The sequence below is a fragment of the Nocardia coffeae genome, from assembly GCF_019890715.1.
Lineage (GTDB): Bacteria > Actinomycetota > Actinomycetes > Mycobacteriales > Mycobacteriaceae > Nocardia > Nocardia jiangxiensis.
The window spans coordinates 1,073,229-1,097,116 of record NZ_JAINZY010000001.1 but is presented as its reverse complement, the minus strand read 5'-3'; the positions used below and the strand labels follow the sequence as shown (position 1 = coordinate 1,097,116).

The 23,888-nt window shown below is 68.6% G+C and carries 19 protein-coding genes; 12 read left to right on the top strand and 7 right to left on the bottom strand.

Translation table 11 applies throughout. The features are described 5' to 3' along the window. Positions 1 to 53: 53 nt before the first annotated feature. Positions 54 to 545: an inorganic diphosphatase gene (ppa, locus tag K7711_RS04810; RefSeq protein ID WP_040828355.1), complete on the bottom strand. Its 492-nt coding sequence runs from the start codon at positions 543 to 545 to the stop codon at positions 54 to 56. A gap of 202 nt (positions 546 to 747) precedes the next feature. Here ppa and K7711_RS04805 point away from each other — a divergent pair, with 202 nt between their 5' ends. From K7711_RS04805 to K7711_RS04785, 5 genes are all read left to right on the top strand, one after another. Further along, on the top strand, positions 748 to 2,232 hold the full coding sequence (locus K7711_RS04805) for a D-alanyl-D-alanine carboxypeptidase/D-alanyl-D-alanine-endopeptidase (protein ID WP_308014469.1): 1,485 nt from the start codon (positions 748 to 750) through the stop codon (positions 2,230 to 2,232). A 15-nt stretch (positions 2,233 to 2,247) separates the two neighbouring features. Beyond that, complete coding sequence (locus K7711_RS04800; RefSeq protein ID WP_222965161.1) at positions 2,248 to 3,348, top strand: Rv3626c family coenzyme F420 biosynthesis-associated protein; 1,101 nt, start codon at positions 2,248 to 2,250, stop codon at positions 3,346 to 3,348. Positions 3,349 to 3,356: 8 nt separating this feature from the next. Further along, a complete protein-coding gene (gene tilS / locus K7711_RS04795) occupies positions 3,357 to 4,331 on the top strand; it encodes a tRNA lysidine(34) synthetase TilS (protein ID WP_222966696.1) in 975 nt (324 codons plus the stop codon). Positions 4,332 to 4,381: 50 nt separating this feature from the next. Then, positions 4,382 to 4,939 carry a hypoxanthine phosphoribosyltransferase gene (gene hpt, locus K7711_RS04790; protein ID WP_222965159.1) on the top strand — a complete coding sequence of 186 codons (558 nt, stop codon included), beginning with the start codon at positions 4,382 to 4,384 and terminating at the stop codon, positions 4,937 to 4,939. Between the two features lie 786 nt (positions 4,940 to 5,725). Further along, a complete protein-coding gene (locus K7711_RS04785; RefSeq protein WP_222965157.1) occupies positions 5,726 to 6,586 on the top strand; it encodes a LysR family transcriptional regulator in 861 nt (286 codons plus the stop codon). A gap of 177 nt (positions 6,587 to 6,763) precedes the next feature. Here the strand turns inward: K7711_RS04785 and K7711_RS04780 are convergent, their stop codons facing one another. Next, a complete protein-coding gene (locus K7711_RS04780; RefSeq protein ID WP_222965155.1) occupies positions 6,764 to 8,182 on the bottom strand; it encodes an amidase in 1,419 nt (472 codons plus the stop codon). 191 nt (positions 8,183 to 8,373) lie between these two features. Between K7711_RS04780 and K7711_RS04775 the strand changes: the two genes are divergently transcribed. Next, entirely contained in the window at positions 8,374 to 10,740 is a 2,367-nt protein-coding gene (locus K7711_RS04775) for a serine/threonine-protein kinase (RefSeq protein WP_235746809.1), read from the top strand. Between the two features lie 60 nt (positions 10,741 to 10,800). Then, a complete protein-coding gene (locus tag K7711_RS04770; RefSeq protein WP_222965151.1) occupies positions 10,801 to 11,484 on the top strand; it encodes a nucleoside/nucleotide kinase family protein in 684 nt (227 codons plus the stop codon). Here the strand turns inward: K7711_RS04770 and K7711_RS04765 are convergent. The 3 genes from K7711_RS04765 to K7711_RS04755 are packed head-to-tail and all read right to left on the bottom strand — an operon-like array spanning position 11,469 to position 14,732. Next, on the bottom strand, positions 11,469 to 12,344 hold the full coding sequence (locus tag K7711_RS04765) for a PfkB family carbohydrate kinase (RefSeq protein ID WP_222965149.1): 876 nt from the start codon (positions 12,342 to 12,344) through the stop codon (positions 11,469 to 11,471). The two genes, K7711_RS04770 and K7711_RS04765, sit on opposite strands and share 16 nt — an antisense overlap. Before the next feature lie 25 nt (positions 12,345 to 12,369). After that, entirely contained in the window at positions 12,370 to 13,209 is an 840-nt protein-coding gene (locus tag K7711_RS04760; RefSeq protein ID WP_222965148.1) for an SDR family oxidoreductase, read from the bottom strand. After that, the gene (locus tag K7711_RS04755) at positions 13,206 to 14,732 is read right to left on the bottom strand and encodes an aldehyde dehydrogenase family protein (protein ID WP_222966694.1); all 1,527 of its coding nucleotides are present in this window, start codon (positions 14,730 to 14,732) and stop codon (positions 13,206 to 13,208) included. Before K7711_RS04755 ends, K7711_RS04760 begins: the two co-directional genes overlap by 4 nt. Positions 14,733 to 15,795: 1,063 nt before the next feature. Here K7711_RS04755 and K7711_RS04750 point away from each other — a divergent pair. After that, the gene (locus tag K7711_RS04750) at positions 15,796 to 17,142 is read left to right on the top strand and encodes a PucR family transcriptional regulator (RefSeq protein ID WP_308014467.1); all 1,347 of its coding nucleotides are present in this window, start codon (positions 15,796 to 15,798) and stop codon (positions 17,140 to 17,142) included. A gap of 119 nt (positions 17,143 to 17,261) precedes the next feature. Here the strand turns inward: K7711_RS04750 and K7711_RS04745 are convergent, their stop codons facing one another. Next, a complete protein-coding gene (locus K7711_RS04745) occupies positions 17,262 to 17,513 on the bottom strand; it encodes a DUF2277 domain-containing protein (protein ID WP_040828340.1) in 252 nt (83 codons plus the stop codon). Between the two features lie 159 nt (positions 17,514 to 17,672). Here K7711_RS04745 and K7711_RS04740 point away from each other — a divergent pair, with 159 nt between their 5' ends. Next, a complete protein-coding gene (locus K7711_RS04740) occupies positions 17,673 to 18,494 on the top strand; it encodes a DUF1266 domain-containing protein (RefSeq protein WP_040828339.1) in 822 nt (273 codons plus the stop codon). Between the two features lie 47 nt (positions 18,495 to 18,541). Here the strand turns inward: K7711_RS04740 and K7711_RS04735 are convergent, their stop codons facing one another. Next, complete coding sequence (locus tag K7711_RS04735) at positions 18,542 to 19,381, bottom strand: hypothetical protein (RefSeq protein ID WP_308014466.1); 840 nt, start codon at positions 19,379 to 19,381, stop codon at positions 18,542 to 18,544. A 470-nt stretch (positions 19,382 to 19,851) separates the two neighbouring features. Here K7711_RS04735 and ftsH point away from each other — a divergent pair, with 470 nt between their 5' ends. The 3 genes from ftsH to folP all read left to right on the top strand — a co-directional run bounded on the left by ftsH (position 19,852) and on the right by folP (position 23,867). After that, positions 19,852 to 22,203: an ATP-dependent zinc metalloprotease FtsH gene (ftsH, locus tag K7711_RS04730; protein ID WP_222965144.1), complete on the top strand. Its 2,352-nt coding sequence runs from the start codon at positions 19,852 to 19,854 to the stop codon at positions 22,201 to 22,203. A 78-nt stretch (positions 22,204 to 22,281) separates the two neighbouring features. Beyond that, positions 22,282 to 22,914 (top strand): GTP cyclohydrolase I FolE, encoded by a 633-nt coding sequence (gene folE / locus K7711_RS04725; protein ID WP_222965142.1) that lies wholly within the window; start codon positions 22,282 to 22,284, stop codon positions 22,912 to 22,914. Positions 22,915 to 23,033: 119 nt separating this feature from the next. Continuing rightward, the gene (gene folP, locus K7711_RS04720; protein ID WP_222966690.1) at positions 23,034 to 23,867 is read left to right on the top strand and encodes a dihydropteroate synthase; all 834 of its coding nucleotides are present in this window, start codon (positions 23,034 to 23,036) and stop codon (positions 23,865 to 23,867) included. The last annotated feature ends 21 nt before the right edge of the window (positions 23,868 to 23,888 follow it).

Here is a 23,888-nt window from a genome sequence, read left to right as displayed (position 1 = left end):
ATCCGAATGCCCGGCGGGAGTTCACAACTCGCGCCGGGCATTGCGGATGCGGCTCAGTGCCCGCCCTGCTCCTTCAGACGTGCGAACGCCTCCTCGACCAGCGTCTCGGCCTTGGCCCGGTCGCCCCAGCCGTCGACCTTGACCCACTTGCCGGGCTCGAGGTCCTTGTAGTGCTCGAAGAAGTGCTCGATGGCCTTGCGGTCGAACTCCGGGATGTCCGCGACGTCCTGGATGTGGTCCCAGCGCTTGTCGCCCGCCGGAACCGCCACGACCTTCTCGTCGCCGCCGGCCTCGTCGCTCATCAGCAGCACGCCGACCGGACGGGACTCGACCAGCACGCCCGGGAACACCGATTCGGGCAGCAGTACCAGGCAATCCAGCGGATCGCCGTCCGAGCCCAGGCTGTTCTCGACGTAGCCGTAATCGGCCGGGTAGACCATCGGGGTGTACAGGTAACGATCCAGCCGAACCCGGCCGGTTTCGTGGTCGACCTCGTACTTGTTGCGCTGACCCTTGGGGATCTCGATGGTGACGTCGAACTCCACGTCATCTCCTTCGTCTGCTGCTCGTATTCGACTGGCCGCGACTCGCATCGCGGCCCCGGGTGGGGCTCCGACTCGCCAGCTTGGTCGGCGGAACGCCGGCGAGGTGAGGATAGTGTGGTCGGTGGGCGCACTGGTGCGGCAGGGACGCAAAGTCTGCGCGATACGGCGGACTCGCGCGTGTTATTAGGGAGACTACGGTCAGGTGGCAGGTCGAAGTAGTAAGAACATCGGTGGTCTGGCCGCTCGGCGGCGGCGCAACATCTGGATCTGGGTGAGTGCGGCTGCGGTCGTGGTGGTCGCCGTGGCGACGGCGGTGGTGATCACCGTGCGGCCGTGGACCGAGGAGTTCCGGCACGGCGGGCTGAAGATCGAGGCCGCACCCTCGCCGCAGGCGCCGTCCCCACAACTGGCCGCCGCGTCGGCGACCGCGCCCGCGCCGTCGAAACTGGGGTTGAGCACCGCGCTCGGCGCGGTGGTGAGCAATCCGGATCTGGGCTCGTTCAGCGGATCGGTGACCGATGCGGCGAGCGGAAACGTGTTGTGGAGCAAGGACACCGACAAGCCGATCATCCCGGCCTCGACCGCCAAGATCCTCACCAGCGCCGCCGCGCTGCTGGTGCTGCCCCCCGATCACCGCGTGACCACCAAGGTCGTCGCCACCCCCGGGTCGAACACGCTGGTCCTGGTGGGCGGCGGTGATCCGACGCTGACCGCGCAGGCCGACGGCAAGGGCTACTACACGGACGGACCCAAGCTCTCGGATCTGGTCACGCAGATTCGCGCGACCGGCCGCACCTTCAGCAGCATCCTGGTGGACAACTCCGCGTACACCGGTCCGACGCAGGCGCCCGGCTGGGATCCGGCCGATATCGCGGGCGGTTCCTGGGCGCCGATCGAATCGGTCATGCTCGACGGCGGCCGGGTGAACCCGCTGGTCGAGTACTCCCCGCGCACCCCGACCCCGGCGCTGGACGCCGGACGCCGGCTCGCGCTGTCGCTGGGGATGGATCCGGCCGCGGTCCGCGCGGGCAGTGCCCCGGCCGCGGCGGCCACGGTCGCGCAGGTGCAGTCGGCCCCGCTGCACGATCGGCTGACGCAGATGATGACCCACTCCGACGACGTCCTGGCCGAGACGATCGGCCGTGAGATCGCGGTGGCCGCGGGTGCGCAGCCCTCCTTCGCCGGTGCGGCGCAGGCCACCCTGACCGCATTGAACGCCGCCGGATTCGACACCACCGGCATGGTGCTGCACGACAACAGCGGCCTGTCCACCGACGATCGCGTCCCGGCCCGGCTGTTGAACAAGATCGTCACCGAGGCGGCCGGAGCCCCGGCCGCCGCCAAGGCCGGCAGCACGCAGACCACCAGCACGCAGAGCGCCTCGGTCGGCGGTGCCGCGGGCACGGCCGACGACCCGCTGGCCCCGCTGCTGGACTATCTCCCGGTCGGCGCGGGCACCGGCTCGCTGGCCTACCGCTTCACCACGCCCAAGGACCACATGGCCGCGGGCTGGGTGCGGGCCAAGACCGGAACTCTGTCGGTTTCGAGTGCGTTGGCAGGGTATGTCCTGGACAACGACGGCCGGGTGCTGACATTCGCACTGATGTCGAACGACCGGCCGCCGGAGGCGAGCCGGCCGGCGCTGGACGCGGTCGTTGCCACGTTGCGCAACTGCGGTTGCTCCTGACGGGCGGAGTGAACTATGACCGGACCCGGTGACGGCATCGTCGGGCAAGCCCCCGATACATCCGAACCTTCGGCCACGCCGAAACATTCGGCGCTGGCCGGCGCGGTCGACTGGCGCCTGGCCGCGCGAGCCGGTGCGGCGGTGGTTCCGGCCGGGCCCCGCACGTCGCGCTATTCGGCCGAACAGGTCGTCGCCGAACTCGCCGAATCCTCCGCGCGGGCGGAGGGCCCGGTGCGCGAGGTGAGTGAACTTCTCGACGATCGCGCGGTGCCCGCGGCTCGCATCGTGGACCGCCCCGGCTGGATTCACGCGGCGGCGGAGTCGATGGCCTCGCTCACCGGCGAGGGGGAGTCGGGCCGGTTCAGCGGGAAACCTGCCGGAATGCAGGCGGGCGCGATGCTGGCGTTCCTGTCCACCGCGATCCTCGGTCAGTACGACCCGTTCAGTGGTGCGGACGGTACATTGCTGCTGGTCGCGCCGAACATCGTGATGGTCGAGCGAGCGCTGGGCGTGGTGCCGCGCGATTTCCGGCTGTGGGTGTGCCTGCACGAGGTGACCCATCGGGTGCAGTTCTCCTCCGCGCCGTGGCTGGCCGACTACATGAAGCACAACGTCGAGGTGCTCGGCAACGTCGGCGACGAGCCGGTCAACGAGATGCTCTCCCGGCTGGTGGAAGAGGTGCGTGAGCGGCGGTCGCGGCCCGACTCTGACGATCCGGCCGATCGGGGCGTGCTGGGCCTGCTGCGCGCCACCCAGGCCCCGCCGCAGCGCGAGGCGCTGGATCGGCTGCTGATGCTGGGCACGTTGCTCGAGGGGCATGCGGATCACGTGATGGATGCGGTCGGACCCGCGGTGGTGCCGACGGTGGAACAGATTCGCCGGGCCTTCGATCAGCGGCGTCGTCGTCCGGCGAATCCGGTGCAGCGGCTGATGCGCGCACTGCTCGGCGTGGACGCGAAGGTCGCGCAGTACGTGCGCGGTAAGGCGTTCGTGGACGAGGTGGTCGGCAAGGTCGGGATGACGCGGTTCAACACCGTGTGGACCGACGGCGAGACGTTGCCGCGTACCGACGAGATCGCGGTGCCGCAGCGCTGGATCGATCGGGTGCTGGGCTGAATATCTTGCTGCCGCAAGGGTTTCCGGAGACTTCGGCGGCATTGGCGCTGCGTCGCGCGGTGCGCGGGTGGCTGGCTCGACACGCTCCGGCCGGGGTGGTCGCGGTCGGCTTGTCCGGCGGTGCGGATTCGCTGGCGCTGACCGCGGCGTCGGTGGCCGAGGCCGCGGTGGTGGACGCGTTGATCGTGGATCACGGTCTGCAGGAGGGTTCGGCGGCGGTGGCCGCGGAGGCCGCTCGCGCGGCCCTGGAATTGGGGGTGCGCTCGGCTCGGGTGCTCACGGTTCGGGTGCGGGGCGAGGGCGGGCTCGAGGCCGCGGCCCGGCGTGCGCGGTACGAGGCGCTGGACGGTGCGCGGGCGGGGCTGCCGGTACTGCTCGGGCACACCCTGGACGATCAGGCCGAGACGGTGCTGTTGGGCCTGGCGCGCGGATCCGGCGGGCGATCCATTCAGGGCATGGCCGAATTCGCCGAGCCGTGGGGCCGCCCGCTGCTCGAGGTGCGTCGCGCGCAGACCCGGCAGTTGTGTGCCGACCTCGGGCTGACGCCGCATGAGGATCCGCACAACAGCTCGCCCGCGTTCACCCGGGTTCGGTTGCGGACCGAGGTGCTGCCGCTGCTGGAGGAGGTGCTCGGCGGTTCGGTCGCGCCCGCGCTGGCTCGCACGGCCGCTCAGCTGCGCGCGGACGGCGCCGCGCTGGATGCGATTGCTGATGAGTTGCTGACCTCCGCGACTGATGGCGACACACTCTCCGTCGAGACAATCGCCACTGCCCCGGCGGCGATCCGGCGACGTGTCATTCGCGCCTGGCTACTGTCCGGTGGCGCAAAAGCGTTGACGGAGAAGCATTTACGCGCGGTCGACGCGCTGATCACGAACTGGCGCGGTCAGGGCGGGGTGGCGGTCGGTGGGGCGAAACCGGGGACGAGGTTGGTTGCCAGACGCGAACATGGGAAGCTGACGATGGCGTTTACACCATATTGATCCGGGTGACCGGGGTCATCCAGGATCATCATCGAAGGAGACCCGCGCACGTGTATGGGGACGACATCGCGTCGGTATTGATCACCGAGGAGCAGATCAAGGCGAAGGTCGACGAACTCGCCGAACTGATCGCCAAGAGGTATCCCGCGGACGCGCCGGAGGGCGATCTCCTCCTGGTCGGGGTGCTCAAAGGTGCGATCTTCTTCATGACCGACCTGGCACAGGCACTGCAGATTCCCACCCAGATGGAATTCATGGCCGTGTCCTCCTACGGTTCGTCCACCTCCTCCTCGGGTGTGGTGCGGATCCTCAAGGACCTGGACAAGGACATCGCGGGCCGCAACGTGCTCATCGTCGAGGACATCATCGACTCCGGTCTGACCCTGTCCTGGCTCAAACGCAACCTGTCCAGCCGCAACCCGGCCTCCCTCGAGGTCGTCACCCTCCTGCGCAAACCGGACGCGTTGCGCACCCACGTCGAGGTCGCCCATGTGGGCTTCGACATCCCCAACGAATTCGTCGTCGGCTACGGCCTCGACTACGCCGAGCGCTACCGCGACCTGCCCTACATCGGCACGCTCGCCCCGAAGGTCTACAGCCCGGTGTAGTTCGGCCTCCGCTGCGGCGCGGTCGCGGCCCCGACGGCTGTTCAGCGCTCCGGGCTCGGGCTGCGCCCATGCGCTGTGCCTTCGCCGTCGGCTTCGCTGTGGCGTGTTCGCGTCCTCCGGGGCTCGCCGATGAGCACTCGGATTCGGGCTGCGTCGTGTTTTCGGCCTCCGCTCGGCGTGTTCGCGGCCCTGAAGGCTCGCCGATCAGCACTCGGGACTTGCTCATGCGCTTCGAGTGCTCATCGGCGATCGGCCGCGAGCCTCGCTCGAAGGCTCGCTCCGTGCTGGGCTGAGAGGGAGTGCACCGTGCGTTCTGTTCGGTTGTGCTGGTGATTGATTTGAACTGATGGCGCGAGGGGATTGCGTGGATCGCTGTTGGTGAGGCTGTGCCGGGGTGTGACGTTTCGGGGGTGCGGCGGGGGTCTCCGTGTGGTGGCCCTAGGGGCCCAGCCTGCGGAAATGTGACTAAAATCACCGTTTGGTAACGGTACCTGTCGGACTGTTTTCCGGCGGGGTTGCTGGAGGGGTGGAGCGGGATGCTTCGGCGGCGGGGATGGGGAGATTTCGGTGGGGGATTCGAGAGTCGTTGCTGTTTGGTCTGTTTCGTCGGCCATGCGATCTGGCGCGAAGTGGGTTGTCCGAGGGTTCGCTGAGGTGGGTGCACATTCGGTTTCGTCACGCCATATGCTGTCCTTAACAAACCTATCGGCTGTTTCTGTCCTTTTATTCGGACTCGAGGGCTCGATACGGCTGGATTTTCAACCCCGATTCTGATAGCAAGGTGCTATGGACCCGCATTTGCGCGACCTGCGGTATTTCGTCGCCGTCGCTGAGGAACTGCACTTCACCAATGCCGCTCAGCGGCTGCACATCGCTCAACCCACCCTGTCGCGGCAGATCCGCCAGCTCGAACGTCAGCTCGATGTAGTGCTGTTCGATCGCAATCAGCGCAGCGTGGCGCTCACCGTCGCGGGCAAGGAACTGCTCGAGGGCGCGCGCAAGATCCTCGAGCTGTGGGAGGTCACCAACATCGCGCTGCAGGAAGCCGGCGAGGTGCTGCGCATCGGCATCGAGAGTTCGATCGGGCGCGGGCTCATCGCCGATCTGGAGAGCGCCAGCGGACATCGGCTCGCCCTGCACTCCGCGTCCTGGACCGATCCGTCCAGCGGACTGGCCGGACGACAGGCCGATCTGGCGCTGATGTGGCTTCCGGTCCCCGACATCGGCCGCTACCGCTGGCGAGTGTTGCGCACCGAAACGCGATGGGTGCTGCTGCCGGAGAACCATCCGCTGGCCGACCGCGACACCATCGAGTTCGCCGAACTGGCCGAGGAGTCGTTCGTCGCGATGCCGCCCGAGGCGGGCGCCGCACGCGAATTCTGGCTGGGCAACGACGCGCGCGGCGGTCGTGCGCCGAAGGTCGGCGGCGAGGCCGCGACGGCGGAGGAGCGGCTCGAGGCGGTCAGCCTGGGCCTGGGCGTATGCCTGCTGGCCGAGAGCAATGTGCCGATGTACCGCTGGCCGGGCCTGACCGCGCGTCCGGTCGCGGGACTGCCCCCGTGCGAGCTGGCCGTGGCCTGGCGCGCCGACGACGACCGCGCAACCATCCTCGACTTCGCGAACAGAGTCTTGGCCGGAGGCTTCTGAGTTTTTGGCCTCCGCTTCGCTGCGGCGGTTCGCGGCCCCCTGAGTCTCACCGGTCGGCCCCGTGTCGGGTACTCGTTCCTCGCACCCGCCACGCGTCCGACCGGCGAGACGGGCCGCGAACCTTGGTGTCGGCGTTCTCTCAGGTGGGTGGAGCTCGGTGCTGCGGGAGGGGCGTGGTCAGGGAGTGGCTGTCCGTTGCCAGGGGCGTTCGGACTCGAGTTGGGCGGCCAGGCGTAGCAGGGTCGATTCGCTGCCCGGCGGGCCCGCCAGTTGGGCGGCCACCGGTGTGCCGGTGCGCGGATGCAGTCCCATCGGGATGCTCAATGCGGGCCAGCCGACCAGGTTCCACAGCGGCGTGAACGGCGAGAATCGAACGCTCGCAAGCATATTCATGAACCAGCCGCGACGGTGCCAGGCCGCTGCGCGCGGCGGCGGGCAGGCCAGCGTCGGGGTGATCACCACATCGTGGTGATCGAAGAAGTCCAGCAGCCGGGATTCGATGCGATCGACCTGCCCGGCACGGATCAATCCGGCGCGCAACACCGCACGGCCCACAGCGGCATGTGTGCGGGTGCGCTGCTGTAGTCGCTCCGGATGAGCTACCGCGGCCGCTTCTCGCGCGGCATTGCCGACCCAGCGCAGCGCGAGCGCGAGCGCCGCACCGGAATACGGCAGCTGCACCTCCTGCACGGTGTGCCCGGCGGCCCGTGCGGTCAGCGCGGCATCGGAGGCGGCCCGCACCCACTGCTCGTCGACCCGGATCAGCCGCGAGGGCGAACCGACGGCCAGCGCGACGCGCAGTCCGGCGGGCGGTTCCAGGTCGGCCAGCGCGGGCTGATCGGCCAGCACCGACAACGTCAGCGCGGCGTCGGCGACGGTGGTCGCCAGGACGCCGTTCTCGGTCATCCCGCCCCAGGAATCGAGGCCCACCTCGGCGGGCACCACGCCGCGGCCGGGTTTCACCCCGAGCACGCCGCAGGCCGCGGCCGGGATGCGCACCGAGCCCAGTCCGTCGTTCCCGTGCGCCACCGGAATCAGCCCGGCCGCGACCGCCGCCGCGGCCCCACCCGAGGACCCGCCCGCGCTGTAACGAATGTTCCAGGGGGAGTGGGTGATTCGCTCCGTGGTGTCGGTCGTGCCGAACAGTCCGAATTCGCACAGTTCGGTGAGTCCCACGATCACCGCGCCCGCCGCGCGCAGCCGCCGCACCACCGGATGGTCCGTCGCGGCCGGACGTTCGCCGCCCGCCAGCGAACCGCCCCGGGTCACCTCACCGGTGACATCGATGTTGTTCTTCACCGCGATCGGCACACCCGCCAGCGGTAGCGCCTCCAGGTCGGCGTGCTCGGCCACCGCGCGGGCCTCCGCGGCGGCCTGTTCGGTTCGAACCACGGTGAAAGCGCCGATCAGCGGGTCTGCTCTGCGAATGCGCTCGAGGGCCGCCTCGACGACCTGTCCGGGATCGGCGGCCCCGTCGCGAACCGCCGCCGCGACGTCAATGGCCGTTTCCGGATGACCGGCCGGTACCGCCCGTGCAGCGGGTGACACCGACGTGGCCGGAGTTGCGTCCGCTATCGCGGAGCCCTCGTTGTGCATGCTGTTTAGCCCCCGTCGCGTCGTGGTCGATATGGGCTGATTCGGTGCTGATGCGCAAATTATCATTTCGGCGGCGGCGGGGGGATGATGATGTGGGGTGTGGCGGAATCTCACGTCGGGTCCAGGTGGTAGGTGTGCAGATGAGTAACAGTTCCGATGCCGACGACCGGTTGGGCCGAGTCGCGGTCGGGATGGAATTCGCCGCTGTGGCCGAATTCGCCGAAGCCTGGGACTCCGCCGGGGGCCCGCCGCAGATCACGGACTACCTGCCCGATGCGCAGACACTGCGACTGGGCGCACTGGTCGAGCTGATCCGCGTCGATCTGCGGCAGCGCTGGCTGCGCAATCCGCTGGGACGCCGGGACGCCGAGCCGCTACCGCAGGCGTCCGCGCCCAAGCGGCTGCGCGACTACTGTGCGGAATTTCCGGAGCTCGTGCCGCGCCTCATCCCGGCGGGACTGGTCTACGAGGAATTCGTCATCCGCCGGCACAGCGGTGATCGGGTGGACCCGCGCGAATGCCTGCGCGAATATCCGGATCAGGCCGTCGAGCTGCGGGAGTTGCTCAACGCCGATGACGAGGATCTCAGTACCCGCCGGGTCGGCCCGGAGTTCACGGTCACCAGCATCGGGGCGGCGGAGGCGACCCGCACCACCGCCGCGCTGACCGCCGCGCCCCTGGCTCCCTCCGGCGATGCCCTGGATCGTTTCGAGATCGGCCAGCGGGTGGACGACTTCGATCTGCTGACCGGATTGGGCAGCGGCGCGTTCGCCCGGGTGTTCCTGGCCCGGCAGCGCACCCTGCAACGCCTGGTGGCGGTGAAGATCTCCGCCGATCGCGGCACCGAACCGCAGACCCTCGCCCAGCTCGACCACGACTACATCGTGCGGGTGTTCGATCAGCGTCTGCTGGAGGATCCCGGTATCGGCGATCCGGCCTCGCGCCGCCTGCGGCTGCTGTACATGCAGTTCCTGCCCGGCGGGACGCTGCTGAGCGTGCTGCGCTGGGTCCGGGCCACCCCGCCCGAACAGCGCACCGGACAGCTGCTGCTGGACGCGGTGGACGCGGCGATGGAGGAGAAGGGGGAGATCCGGCCCGCGGATTCCAGTGTGCGCGCGGAGATTTCGAATCTGTCGTGGCCGGAGACCGTCGCCTGGCTCGGTCGCCGGCTCGCCGAGGCGCTGTGCTATGCCGACGCGCAGGGGGTGCTGCACCGGGACGTGAAACCGGCCAACGTGCTGCTGACCGCGGAAGCGGTGCCCAAGCTCGCGGATTTCAACATCAGCTTCAGCCGCTCGATCGCGGGGGACAGCCCGGTCGCCTACTTCGGCGGCTCGCTGGCGTACATGTCACCCGAACAGCTCGAGGCATGTCATCCCGAACGCGAGCGCACCGCCGCGGATCTGGACACCCGCTCGGACATCTACTCGCTCGGCGTGGTGTTGTGGGAATTGCTCACCGGCGCGAAGCCGTTCGACGACACCAGTCCGAGCGAGGCGGGTGATGTCACCACCCTGTCGGCGATGCTGAAACGCCGCTGCGCCGGAGTCGGCCGTCCCGCCATCGACCGGATTCCACCGGATTGCCCGGCCGCGCTGCGCCGGGTCCTGCTGACCTGCCTCGAATGCGATCGTGAGCGGCGCTGGACCGACGGCGCGGAACTGGCCCAGCAGTTCGAACTCTGCCTGGACAAGCGGGGCCGGGATCTGGTCGATCCGCCGCCGTCGAGCTGGCGGTTGCGCGCGCGGGCCTGGCTGGTGCCGGTGGTGGTGCTGGCCATCGGTATGCCGAATGTGATCGCCTCGCTGTTCAACATCCAGCACAACCGGATGTTGATCATCGATCGGCTGAGCATTCCGGCGCAGCACTACTTCATCGGGTTGACCACCATCGTGAACGGAGTGTTCTTCCCGATCGGGATCGTGGTGGTGGTCTATCTGTCGCGGCGATTGTTCAGCGTGCCGCGCAGACTGCGCAAGGGACGCGACGTGGATCCGGCGGTGCTCGCCGAGGCCAGATCCGCGGCCCTGCTGCTGGGCGATCGCGCTGTGCTGGTGTGCTTTTCGCTGTGGAGCCTGGCCGCGCTCACTTTCCCGATCACGCTGCAGGTCGCGACCGGCGAGGTCACCGCGTCGATAGTGGTGCACTTCCTGGCCTCGCTGCTCATCTGCGGTGCGATGGCCGTGGCCTATCCGTATTTCCTGATCAACTTCTACACGATTCGATGCATCTATCCGATGTTCCTGCGGCACGGCGACATCGCCATCGACGATGCCGCGCACCTGCGCCGCCTCGGCCGCCGCTGCACCGCATTCCTGGCCATGGCCGCCTCGGTCCCGCTGCTGGCCGTCGCGGGCCTGACCTTCCTGTCCTCGCGGGACATTCAGTCGGTGATCCCGACCGTGCGCCTGCTGTGCGTCGGCGCGATCGTCGCCTTCCTGATCGCCTACGTGCTGTTCCGCGCCCTGGAAGCGGACCTGCAGGCGTTGCAGCGGGTGGTGGATCCGAGTGTGGCGCAGCGTGGCGAGCGGACCTCGGCGGTACCCGGTCGGCGGTGACCGCGGTCCCGGCCGAGCGCGTGCGCTGCGGCCGAACGGGCGGTCGGTAGGGTCGGCACCATGACTCGCAACGAGGCCGAGATGTCACTCGACGGTCTGGCGCGGCGGGTGCGGGAACATGCGCAGCGGGTCGACGGGCGGTTCGTGCTCGGGATCGCCGGGCCGCCGGGGGCCGGTAAGTCCACGTTCGCCGCAGGGCTGCGGGATGCGGTGAATGCGCTGGCCGGGGCCGCGATCGCCGCGGTCGCGCCGATGGACGGGTTTCATCTGAGCAATGCCGAATTGCGGATCGCCGGGGCCACGGCGCGCAAGGGGGAGCCGGACACCTTCGATGTCGCGGGATATCTCGCAGGTCTGCGCCGACTGCGGGAAACGTCTCCGGGACAAGCGGTTCCGTGGCCGCTGTACGACCGGGAACGGCACGATCCGGTGCCCGGCGGGGTGGTGTTCGACCGGCAGACGATCGTTATCACCGAGGGGAACTATCTGCTGCTCGGCGATGTCGGCGCGGCGCGCTGGTCGGCGGTGCGGCATTGTCTCGACGAGGTCTGGTATCTGGACGTTCCGGTCGAGACCTTACGGAATCGGTTGCTGCAAAGGCATATTCGCGGCGGCAAGAGCGCCGGATTCGCCGAGGCCAAGGTCGCCCGGAGCGATCTGCTGAACGCCGAACTGGTCGCCGCGACCCGCGATCGCGCGGATCTGGTGCTGCACGGCGACGGGCCGCACTATCGGCTCGCGTGATCGGGCAGGGCACGAATCCACTCGCGCGTGCCGAGGTGTGCGCAGGACAGTGTCGCGATGGCGGCGGCGCTGCGTAGCGCCTGCGGAAAAGGTTGGCCCGCAACGCGATAGTGACAGAACGCGCCGTGCAGGATATCTCCGGCGCCGAGTGTGTCGACCGCCGCGGCGGGTGGCACCTCGATCGCGCCGCGCTCATCGGGCGTCGAATAGGTGATGGGTTCGTCGCCGTGGGTCACCGCGACGTACCGCACACCCTGAGCGTGCAGGTGGTCGAACAGGTCGTCGGTGCGGCCGGGCGGTGCGAAATCCTTCGAGCAGATGGCGATGTCGACCAGCGGGAGCAGACCGGCGTGGGAGTTCCGCCAACGTCCGGCGTCGAGGATCACCGGGATACCGCGTGTGCGGGCGGCGGTGGCGAAACCGAAGGCCAGTTCGGGATAGTGGCCGTCGACCAGGACCACCGACGCGTCGTTGATCGGGCCCAAGTGGGCCGGATCGAAGGGTGCGACAATCTGTGACCCGTCGACGGAAACGACTGTGCGCGTGCCGGTTTCGGTCGCCACCACGATCGAGGACACCGGCGGGCGATGTCGCGCGCCGGGTGTCGCATCGATCGGGGCGACGCCGAAATCGTCCAGATCCTGCCGGATCAGTTGGGCCAGTTGATGTTCGCCGAGTGCGGTGACCAGTGCCGGTGTCCGCCCGGACAGCGCCGCGTAGGCGACCGCCGCATTGGCTGCCGGACCCCCGGCGCCCAGGAACTGGTCCTGGGCCCGGGTCTTGGAATCCTCCTGCGGATACCGCGCTACCGAATAGGCGATATCGAGCGTGGACAGCCCGACGAACACCGCTGTTGCCATGGCACGACCCTAGCGCGCGAGCCCGCTACTCCTCGGTGCCGCGCACCCGGTCCTCGTACTTCTTGCGCGCCGTGGCATCGACATCGTCGAGGAAGGCGCGCTGCGAGCCCAGCGAACGGCCGATCGCATCGCCGACCGATTGCGGCAGCAGCCCGACGATCTGCGAGATCACCCCGGCCACGGTGGTGACCCGGACCTTCGACCGGCGCGAGGCCAGCATCTGCACGATGGCCGCCGCGATCTCCTCCGGCTCGGCCGCGCGCAGCAGTTTGGGCGCGGTGACGCCCGAGCCCAGATCGGTGTTGGTCAGCGTCGGCAGCACCGAGGAGATCGCCACCCCGCTGCCGCGGTACTCCTCACGCAACGTGTCGCTGAAGCCGAGCACCGCGTGCTTGCTGGCGTTGTAGGTGGCCAGGCCCGGAATGTGGGTCTCACCGGCCAGCGAGGCGATGTTGATGATGTGCCCGCTGTGCCGCGGCAGCATGCGCGCCAGGGCCAGTTTGGACCCCAGGATGACGCCGTAGACGTTGATGTCCAGAATCCGGCGGGTCAGGGCGTCCGGCTCGTCGATCAGCTTGCCGGTGGGCATGATTCCGGCATTGTTGATCAGTACGTCGATCGGGCCCAGCTGCCGTTCGACCTCGTCCAGGAAGTCGTTGAAGGAGCGCTGATCGGTGACATCGAGCGGGCCGTAGTGCTCGAAATCCGATGCGGCGCCGGACTCTTTGACCGCCGTCTCGTCGATATCGCCGATGGCGATCTTCGCACCGAGTTTCTGCAGCGCCTTCGCGGTGGACAGGCCGATGCCGCGCGCACCGCCGGTGATCACCACGACCTTGCCGCGGATGATGCTCACATCGGTCATTTACCCTTACCTCCAACGGTATTGATCACATCGAACACGCCCAGCCGACGCATGCCGCGCGCGCCCGCCGCTCGCATGGCGGACAGTGCGAAGACGAGCTTTCCCGAGCTGTACGGGAACCAGAACGGCTCCTTCTGCTGGGTCGGCAGGATCGGCGTCGTGATCGCCTGTTTGCGACAGTATTTGCGCAGACCCTCCGCACCGCCCCAGCGCGCGCCGACGCCGGACTGCTGCCAGCCGCCCATCGGCAGGGCGAAGTTGAACAGGTTGGCGAATACGTCGTTGATGTTGACCGCGCCCGCATTCAGTTGCCGCGCAACGCGTTCCCCGCGCGATTTGTCTCCGGTCCACACCGATGCGGACAGACCGTAGATCGAATCGTTCGCCAGCGCAACGGCTTCGGCCTCATCGGCGACCTTCATGACCGGCAGCGTGGGACCGAAGGTCTCCTCGGTCATGCACGTCATCTGGTGATCGACGTCGACCAGCACGGTGGGTTCGAAGAAGGTGCCCACCCCGGTCGCCTTGCCGCCGGTCAACACCTTGGCGCCCTTGCTGATCGCGTCCTGGACGTGCCGGGCGACGATGGTCTTCTGCGCCTCGTTCGCCATCGCGCCCAGTTCGTGTTCCGGCTCGCGGCCGTCCGCGCCCTGCCGCAGCTCGCGCACGTGGGCGGTGAGCTTGTCGACGAATTCGTCGTAGATCGGGGCCTCCACGTACACCCGCTCCACCGAGATGCACACCTGACCCGAGTTGAACAGTCCGCCGAACGCGACTCCGTATGCGGCACGGTCGATATCGGCGTCGGCGAGCACGATCGCCGGATCCTTGCCGCCCAGTTCCAGGCTGTAGGGCACGAGGCGCTCGGCGCAGGCCGTGGCGATCCGCTTACCCGTCGCGGTGGAACCGGTGAATTGCACGTAATCGACCGAATCCACCACGGCCGCACCGGTTTCCCCGGCTCCGGTGACCACCGTGAACACCGGCGGCGCACCGATCTCGGCCCAGCCGCGCGCCAGCTCCAACGCCGAGAGCGGCGTCACCTCCGAGGGTTTGAGCAGCACCGCGGCCCCCGCGGCGAGCGCCGGAATGACATCCAGCGCGGGCATGGCCAGCGGGAAGTTCCAGGGCGTGATGATCCCGATCACCGGATACGGCCGATACGCCGTGGTCAACCGCTTGACCCGGCCCAGCGGACTGTGTGGCGAGGGATGTTCGTCGGCCAGGAACTTCCCGGCCCGCCGGGCGTAGTAGCCGAGCAGATCCACCGCGAAACTCGGATCGATCAGCGCGTCCACCCGAGGCTTGCTCGTCTCGGACTGCACCACGTCGGCCAGCCGATCGGTGTTGTCGATCAACCAGTCCTGCAGCTTCAACAACCACTTCTTGCGCCCGTCGGCGCCCATCGCCTCCCATTCGGGCTGATACAGCCGCAACTCCCGAACCGCCGCGGCAACCTCATCGGCCGACTGCGCCGGAACCGCGCCGACAACCTCTCCGGTAGCCGGATTACGCACGGTGATTCCGTGGGTCGCCGCACTTGGCTCCCCGCCATCGGCCCGTCCGTCCGCACCGGCATCATCGCCTGATCCGCTTGCGGCCGTGACCTTCTCGGCGGTCACTCGCGCATCGCCAGCTGTCACGACATCCCCGCTGTCCGCTGCGACAGTCGATCCGCCGTCGGCCACGGTGCTCGAACCTGCCGCCCGGCCCGGCGAAACCTCGGCAGCCGCCGTCCCCGCGTCCGCGATCGACTCGGCAGCAGTTCCCGGAGTTGCGGACTCGTCGGCCGTGATCGCCTCGGCGGCCACCTCCTCGTTGTTTCCGCGGTCGGCCGCGGCCGGTTCGGCGGTGCGGGCGCCGGTGCTCGCGTTTGCCGAGCGGTCCTCGGAAATACCTGCGGCCGTGGCCTTCTCGGCAGATGCCTGCTCGACGTCGGTCGAGGGGGCGCCCGCGGTCGTCGCGTTGTCGTCCGAAGTGTCCACGGCCCTCGGCTCGTCGGCTGTGACACCCTGGTCCGCACTGCTCTCGGCAGTGGCTCCCTCGTCGGTGGTGGCGCCCTTCGAGGTCGGGGGCTCGGCTGTCGTATTCGTTTCTGCGGCTTTCTCATCGGGTGCCGTGCTGTGTTCGTCCGTTGTCACCGAGGTGGATTCGCTCGTGGCAGAGGTGTTTTCGGACGGGGTGCTCGCTGCGGCGGTTGTGCTCGCGATCGCGGCCGTGCTGTCGGCCGAGGCGTCGCTGACTGTTTCGGGTGTATCGCGCTTCGGCGCGGACTTCTTGGCCGGTGCGCGTTTCGCGGCTGCGGTCTTGGGCTGGGTGGATTTCGCGGTGGTGGTTTTCTTCGCTGCGGTGGATTTGGTGGTTTTCCGCGCCGGGGTGCTGCCGGTGGACTTGCGGGCCGCGGGCTTGCGCGGTTCGGATTCGGATTCGGACACGATCGGATCTCCCACGTGGGCTACTTCGGGGCAAATGTGAATCAGTTCACTGGCCTATGATCGTGGCACAATCGGGTGCGGAGTTCTTGGCAGTTACGGTCAACTATTCCCGGCGTTTTTGTGCATCGGGGACAAAATCGGAGGGTGTGGCGTGACGAGTGCGCAGACCGCCGTGGTGGTTCGGCAGTGGATCGCCGATTTCGTCGCCGAAACTCTGCGCACCGAAACCCTCGATCAGGTCGTGGACCGGCTGGACACCGCGATCGTCGGGCGGCTGCCCGAACTCACCGATCGCGACATGCGCCGCGATCTGGCGGCCAGTACGCGCGCGCACGCGCTGGTGATGCTGGGCGGGCTGACCCAGGACCGGACGGACTACCCGGTGCCGCCCGAGGCGCACGCCTTCGCCCGCACGGTCGCCCGGCGCGGTCACGATCTGCGACTGCTGCTCCGTGTCTACCACCTCGGCCAGGAAGCCGTGCTGGAATACATGACCGAGACGCTCGAAAAACGCCATCCCCCACCGGATATCGAACGTGCGGTGCTGCTGCGCCTGTTCGAGCGGTCCAGTCTGTGGGTGAGCAGTTCGGTCGAAGCGCTCACCGGGACGTACATGCAGGAACGCGAGCGGGGCCTGCGCGCAGCGTTGAACCAACGCACCGAGATCGTGCGCTCCCTGCTGGCCGGCGCGAACCCGGACCTCGAATCCACCTCCGCCCGACTCGGCTACCGTCTCTCCGGGCGGCACATCGCCTGTGTGCTGTGGACCGACGAACAGCAGCCGCAGGTCGCTCTGCCCGGCGGTGACATCGGCATGCCCGGCAATGGCGTTGCCCGGCTCGTCGGCGACGTCGTCGTATCCGGTCGCGATGCCCGGCCCGCGGCCGACCCCGGCGATGCGGAGATCTTCGGAACCCTCGAACGCGTGGTCGCGCGACTGGCCACGGCGCTCGGCGGCGGCGCCCTCACCGTCCCGTCCGGGGCGAGCGCGCTGTGGGCGTGGATCGGCGTCGATGCCGACACCGGCCTCGATCGGCTGCCCGCCACCGTCGAGCCCCCGGTGCGGATCGCCGTCGGCGGCCCGGCCGCGCAGATCGCCGGATTCCGGGAGAGTCATCGCGAGGCGGTGGCCGCGCGGCAGGTCGCCGAACGCGCGGTCGTCGATCTCGGCCGGGTGCTGTGTTATCCACAGGTCGAGGTGGCCTATGTGGCCGGGGCCGACGAGGCCGCGATGCGCGCGCTGATCGAGCGGGAGCTGGGTGCGCTGGCCCGGCCGGGCGTGAACGCCGCACGGCTGCGCGAGACCCTGCACGCCTATCTACGCTGCCGCCGGAGCCCGGACGCGGCGGCCAAAGAGCTTGGTGTGCACCGGAATACGGTTCGTTATCGACTGCAGCGGATCACCGAGCTACTCGGCCGGCCGATCGAGGAACGCAGCCTGCATCTGGAAATCGCCCTGGACTGCGCGGCGGTGTACGGAGTCCGAGGGCACAGTTGAAGACGGTCGGGTCGTGCGACCCGGCCGGGGACGCGATGCCGTTCGGGAACGGCATGTGGTGGGCACGCGAGCTACCCGCGAGGGTGCGGGTGCGGCGTGCCCGGGTCGGGGCTACGGCATCAGTCGGTGGCGGCGAGGCGGCGCAGCGGCGGCTCGGTCGACGGCGGCACCCGGCGCTCGGGCAGTTCGGCCAGCAGCGTGGTGGTCGCCGCCGCGACAGCCGCGACCGCCTTGTCGAAGGCCGGTTTCGTCGTCGAGGACAGCCCCGTCAGCCCACCGACCTTCCGCACGTACTGCTGCGCTGCCGCGAAGATCTCCTGATCGGTCGCGGCAGGTTCCAGCCCACGCAGGACGGTGATGTTCCTACACATGGCGCCGAGACTAGCCCTCGCTCGGGTCTCATGACAGCGCAACGAGCAGCCAATGTGAAAACTCTGCGTTGCTAAATTTTGCCGACCGAAGCGTCGGCATTCAGACACTGTCCGCGGAATAGCGGGCCCGGCCGAGACAGATGGGACACAATCGGTGATATGGCTGCCCGCGACCTGCCGACACTGACCACTTTCCCCTACGAAGAACTCGATCGGCGCGAGGACGATCACTGGTCCGGCGCGCAGATCTCCGATGACGAGCTGCGGGCCCTGTCGCTGGGCGCGTTCTATTCGGCGCGCTGGGACGCGTTCCACGACGCGCTGCTGCTCGGACCCGAGCGCGAGCATCCGCTCGGCGACCGGCGCGAGCTGGCCATCGACACGCTGACCGGCGCGTGGGGCATCACCGACGGGGCCGAGGCGATGGCCTCGATGGAACAACTCCTGGACGGGATGCACTCGCCGCTCTACGCGATGGTGCATCCACTGGTCATGGCCGGGATCAACTCGCCCGAGCGGGATCGTTTCGGCGAGCGGGCCGACAAGCAACGGGCCTTCCTGCGTCAGGTCGGGGCGTTCAGGGGGATGGACAACCCCGAGGCGCTGGTGCGCGACTACGACATCTGGTCCCAGGCCATCAAATTGGATCTGGTCGACCACCTGGTGCAGCCGTTGCCCGCGGACATCCAGGCCTGGGATCTGGCCCGCGTCGTCGCGGTGGCCCGGATGGCCTTCACCGCCGGATACCTCGACGCCGACGTGGCCTGGGAATACGTGATGCGCGCCCTGACCCCCGCGCAACGCCGCTACCGCAACTGGCGGCAGTTCGGCGACGCCTACCTGACCGGCTGGACCTACTGGCAGGCGTGTGAAGACCTGGCCGAACTCAAATCCGGCGGCGTCGACCGGCGGCTGGAACTCATCCGCCTGTGGCAGCGCGAGACCTCACCGTGGCGTCGGATCAGCCTGCAATCGGAGTGAGCACGCGGATTCACTCGAATTCCGAGTAAATCCGCCCGCTCGGAAACTCAATCCGGCAGCGAGCGCAGGATCCCGCGTCCGTAACGCTGGAACTGCGAATCGTCGACCATGCCGAGCGAATGCCGCTCCACCAGCAGTTCCCACTCCGAATACAGCTGCGATACCCCGGGATCGGGCGGGGCGACCGCGCCGTCCGCCGATTCGCGCTGGATGGCGAAGTTGAGCGCGCCGACCATACGATCGGTGTCGGCCCGGTCCGCGCCGGTGAAGTACATCGTCTGGTTGCCGTCGTAGACGGACATGCCGAATTCGGCGGAGGGATCGGCGCCCTCCTCGGCAGGGTGATCCACCTGCCGCGCCGACAGCAGTGCCGAAACCGGCACCTCGTAGGCGTAGTTCTCGGTCGCCCCGACGGACAGGAACAGCAGCCGCTCGGTGGTGACGGCGAGCAGGCCGCGCCCGCGCCCGATGGGTGGTGTGGCCGCGGCCAACGCGGTCTCCAGGGCGAACTCGTCGGGGCCGACCATCCGGTGCAACGCGCCGATCGCCGTCTTCGCCTCGCGCCGCGGCGCCATCCGCCGGACCGCGCGGTCCACATCGGCGCGCGTCGGGCCGGATTTGCCCCACGCCGGCGCCGGAGGTGTGAGATCGGGCACCGACATATCGATGCGCTGGGTCTCCAGGATCTGGTTGTTCAGGCGCTCCACGATCACGGTCGCGGTCGGCATGTCGTGCTCGGCGATCAGCACCGGCAGCGGGGTGCGGTCGGCGGGCACTCCGGTCAGGACCGGACTGGGATAGCGGAGATAGATCTCGATGACCACCGCGTCGTCGACACGCCGGTTGAGCCGGACCTTGAGCAGGTCGGAGACCGGAACATCGAGCACGCGCTCGCCTTCGGCGCCCGGTCGCAGGACCTGAAGCCGCCCGGCGCCGTGGCGCAGTATCGCTGTGGGTGTCCGTAGCTCGACTATGTCCATACCCCCTGCGCTCTGCCTGACTTGCGGTGCTCGCGGGCTCCGGTGCGGGACTACCGCCGGACCCATCGTTCACACCACAGGGTTGTGTTGTCGCTCACAATAGGTGGTGCATGCCATGATTGTGACTGCTTGGGCAGACGCCGCGGGGTGTCTGCCCGAGTACGGGCCGGGGAACCAGCTGCGTTCTCCGACCGTTTACTTGTTGAACTGCATTAGCTGCCGAACTGCGCGATGTATCGGTTAGACCGTACGCGGTAACGTGGCGTGTCCGCATCCGTTCGCTCCGACCGGGGCGGGTTGATGGTGCGGATGCACCGCGACGCACGCAGGCACATACCGGAATCACCGGAAAGGACTGGCCCGCCGGCCGACGCTCTATGAACCGCAAGACAGTGTTTCGCAACCTGGCCATAGTCGCGGGCATTCTGCTCGTGATCTATCTGGTCAGCTATTTCAGCAACGACACGCGCGGCTGGAAGAACGTCGACACATCGGTGGCGCTCACTCAGCTCGCCGACAAGGCCAACGTCCATCAGGTCCAGATCGACGACAAAGAGCAGCAGCTGCGCATCACCCTGAACAAGGGCAACGACGCGACCAGCAACCAGACCCAGATCCTGGCGAAGTATCCGGGCGGCAGCGAGGTGTCCGCGCAGATCCTCAAGGATGTGCAGGCTTCCGGCGCGCCGTACAACACGTCGGTCAAGCAGGACAGCTGGCTCACTCAGGTGCTGCTGTTCGTATTGCCGATGGTGGCGTTGCTGATCGTGTTCGTCTTCGTGATGGCCCGCATGCAGGGCGGTGGTCGCGGCGGCATGATGGGCTTCGGCAAGTCCAAGGCCAAACAGTTGTCCAAGGACATGCCCAAGACCACCTTCACCGATGTGGCCGGGGCGGACGAGGCGGTCGAGGAGCTCTACGAGATCAAGGACTTCCTCCAGAATCCGGCTCGCTACCAGGCCCTCGGCGCGAAGATCCCGAAGGGCGTGCTGCTGTACGGCCCGCCTGGCACCGGTAAGACGCTGCTGGCGCGCGCGGTCGCGGGCGAGGCCGGTGTGCCGTTCTTCACCATCTCGGGTTCGGACTTCGTGGAGATGTTCGTCGGTGTCGGCGCGTCCCGCGTGCGCGACCTGTTCGACCAGGCCAAACAGAACAGCCCCTGCATCATCTTCGTGGACGAGATCGACGCGGTCGGCCGCCAGCGCGGCGCGGGCCTGGGCGGCGGCCACGACGAGCGCGAGCAGACGCTGAACCAGTTGCTGGTCGAGATGGACGGTTTCGGCGATCGCACCGGCGTCATCATCATCGCGGCCACCAACCGGCCCGACATCCTGGATCCGGCGCTGCTGCGACCGGGCCGGTTCGATCGGCAGATCCCGGTCAGCAATCCGGATCTGGCCGGGCGTCGCGCGATCCTGCGGGTGCACTCGCAGGGCAAGCCGATCGCGTCCGACGCCGACCTGGACGGTCTGGCCAAGCGCACGGTCGGCATGTCCGGCGCGGATCTGGCCAACGTGATCAACGAGGCCGCGCTGCTCACCGCGCGTGAGCACGGCAATGTGATCAACGGCTCGCAGCTCGAGGAGTCGGTGGACCGCGTCATCGGCGGTCCGCGCCGCAAGAGCCGCATCATCAGCGAGCACGAGAAGAAGATCACCGCGTACCACGAGGGCGGGCACACGCTGGCCGCCTGGGCGATGCCGGATATCGAGCCGGTCTACAAGGTCACCATCCTGGCCCGCGGCCGCACCGGCGGCCACGCGATGACGGTGCCCGAGGACGACAAGGGCCTGATGACCCGGTCGGAGATGATCGCCCGCCTGGTGATGGCGATGGGCGGTCGCGCGGCCGAGGAGCTGGTGTTCCACGAGCCGACCACCGGCGCGTCCTCGGATATCGATCAGGCGACCAAGATCGCTCGCGCGATGGTGACCGAGTACGGCATGAGCGCGCGACTGGGCGCGGTGCGGTACGGGCAGGAACAGGGCGACCCGTTCCTGGGCCGGTCGATGGGAACGAATTCGGACTACTCGCACGAGGTGGCCCGCGAGATCGACGAGGAGGTGCGCAACCTCATCGAGGCCGCGCACACCGAGGCGTGGGCGATCCTCAACGAGTACCGCGACGAGCTGGATTCGCTGGCCACCGCGCTGCTCGAGCGGGAGACGTTGCACCGCAAGGAACTCGAGCAGGTGCTCACCACCGTCGTCAAACGGCCGCGGATCACCGCGTTCAACGACTTCGGCGAGCGCGTCCCCTCGGATCGTCCGCCGGTGAAGACCCCGCGTGAGCTGGCCGCCGAGCGCGGCGAGCCGTGGCCGGACGAGGCGCTGGAAGCCGCCGCGCCGCAGCCGGTTCCGGCCAACGGATATCCGCAGGAGGCGTACCGCCAGCAGCCGGGACATCCCGCGCCGCAGCCGGGGTACCAGACGCCGCCGCCCGGATACCAGGGCCAGCCGCCCGCCTATCCGAACCAGGGCGGTACGCACGGCTCCCGGCCCGATTACGGCGCTCCGGCGGGTTGGTCGGCTCCGGGCTGGCCGCCGCAGGAGGACGCCGCGCAGCAGCCGGGATATAGCGGTGAGCAGAACAACGGCGGCTGGGCCGCCGCTGGCGGGCAGCGTTATCAGCGGCCGCAGCATCAGCAGGCCGATCCGGAGGATGCCGGATACACCATGCCCCGCGAGGGCGAGGGCGGCGAATGGGACGGACCGAACGGCCGGAACTGACCACTGGTGGTTAGGCTCGACGGTCGGGGTACCGGAAGTTTGCCCGGTATCCAAGGATTTTTGTGGAGGTGTCGTCGAGTGTCGGCCGAAAACAATGGGTACTCCGGCGTAGCCACCGACCTGGTCGCGCTCGGCACGGGACGTGGTTTCGATCAGGCTCGTGCCGAGGCCGCGGTGCGGGAGTTGTTGATCGCGGTCGGGGAGGACCCCGATCGTCCCGGGCTGCTCGAAACCCCGGCCCGGGTCGCGCGGGCCTACAAGGAGATGTTCGCGGGCCTGTACACCGAGCCGGACGCGGTGCTGAACACCACGTTCGACGAGGGGCATCAGGAATTGGTCCTGGTGCGCGACATCCCGTTGTACTCGACCTGTGAACATCATCTGGTGTCCTTCCACGGGGTCGCGCACGTCGGATACATTCCGGGCCCGCACGGCCGGGTGACCGGGTTGTCGAAGCTGGCTCGCGTGGTGGATCTGTACGCCAAGCGCCCGCAGGTGCAGGAGCGGCTCACCAGCCAGATCGCGGACGCGGTGATGCGCAAGCTGGATCCGCGCGGCGCGATCGTGGTGGTCGAGGCGGAGCATCTGTGCATGGCGATGCGCGGTATCCGCAAGCCCGGCGCCAGCACCACCACGTCGGCGGTGCGCGGGCTGCTGCAGAGCAGCGCCAGCTCGCGTGCCGAAGCCCTGGATCTGATACTCCGGAAGTGAGCGCCTTGGCCACGCATCGCGAGCCCGCCCGGGGCGTGACGGAGGATCGGGGAACACCAGGTGCCCAAGCCCGCACCGGGTTGCGGATTCTTCCGCGGGACGGCCGTTCGTGTGTGGTGATGGGTGTCGTCAACGTCACCAGCGATTCGTTCTCCGACGGCGGCCGCTATCTGGATCCGAGCCTCGCGGTGGCGCACGGCCTGGCCCTGCACGCGATGGGTGCGGACATCATCGATGTGGGTGGTGAGTCCACCCGTCCCGGCGCGGTGCGGGTCGATCCCGCCGCCGAGGCCGCACGGGTGACGCCGGTGATCCGGGAGCTGACCGCGGCGGGTGTGCCCACGAGCGTGGACACCATGCGCGCACGGGTCGCCGAGGCCGCGATCGAGGCGGGCGTGTGGATCGTCAACGACGTGTCGGGCGGACGCGCGGATCCGGATATGGCGAAGGTGGTCGCCGCGGCGGGGGTGCCGTGGATCCTGATGCACTGGCGGGCGAATGCGGACTACCGGCACACCGGTCCGGCCGATCACTACGACGACGTGGTCGCCGAGGTCTGGGACGAGTTGCGCACCCAGGTGGATCTCGCGGTGGCAGCCGGGGTGGACACCGATCGTCTGGTGCTGGATCCCGGACTGGGTTTCGCCAAGAACGCCGCACACAACTGGGCCCTGCTGGCCGCTCTGCCGGGCTATGCGGCGAGCGGCCTGCCGATCCTGATCGGCGCCTCCCGCAAGCGTTTCCTCGGCGCGCTGCTGGCCGAGGGCCAGGACCTGCGTCCCCCCGACGGCCGCGAGGTCGCCACCGCAACCATTTCCGCACTGGCCGCCGAGCACGGCGCCTGGGGCGTGCGGGTCCACGATGTGCGCGCATCCCTCGATGCCATTACCGTGACCGACGCCTGGTCCCGCGCCGCCGATCGATCCGGTACCACAGAGGGAGCCATCCGATGACGCGAGAACCCGATCGAATCC

Bases quoted from the DNA above. Each gene is read 5' to 3' on its own strand.
- folP (WP_222966690.1), top strand. From the start codon at position 23,034: ATGGGTGTCGTCAACGTCACCAGCGATTCGTTCTCCGACGGCGGCCGC.
- K7711_RS04765 (WP_222965149.1), bottom strand. From the start codon at position 12,344: ATGGCAACAGCGGTGTTCGTCGGGCTGTCCACGCTCGATATCGCCTAT.
- K7711_RS04800 (WP_222965161.1), top strand. From the start codon at position 2,248: ATGACCGGACCCGGTGACGGCATCGTCGGGCAAGCCCCCGATACATCC.
- K7711_RS04785 (WP_222965157.1), top strand. From the start codon at position 5,726: ATGGACCCGCATTTGCGCGACCTGCGGTATTTCGTCGCCGTCGCTGAG.
- K7711_RS04775 (WP_235746809.1), top strand. From the start codon at position 8,374: ATGGAATTCGCCGCTGTGGCCGAATTCGCCGAAGCCTGGGACTCCGCC.
- K7711_RS04745 (WP_040828340.1), bottom strand. From the start codon at position 17,513: ATGTGTAGGAACATCACCGTCCTGCGTGGGCTGGAACCTGCCGCGACC.
- K7711_RS04760 (WP_222965148.1), bottom strand. From the start codon at position 13,209: ATGACCGATGTGAGCATCATCCGCGGCAAGGTCGTGGTGATCACCGGC.
- K7711_RS04740 (WP_040828339.1), top strand. From the start codon at position 17,673: ATGGCTGCCCGCGACCTGCCGACACTGACCACTTTCCCCTACGAAGAA.
- K7711_RS04780 (WP_222965155.1), bottom strand. From the start codon at position 8,182: ATGCACAACGAGGGCTCCGCGATAGCGGACGCAACTCCGGCCACGTCG.
- K7711_RS04770 (WP_222965151.1), top strand. From the start codon at position 10,801: ATGACTCGCAACGAGGCCGAGATGTCACTCGACGGTCTGGCGCGGCGG.
- ftsH (WP_222965144.1), top strand. From the start codon at position 19,852: ATGAACCGCAAGACAGTGTTTCGCAACCTGGCCATAGTCGCGGGCATT.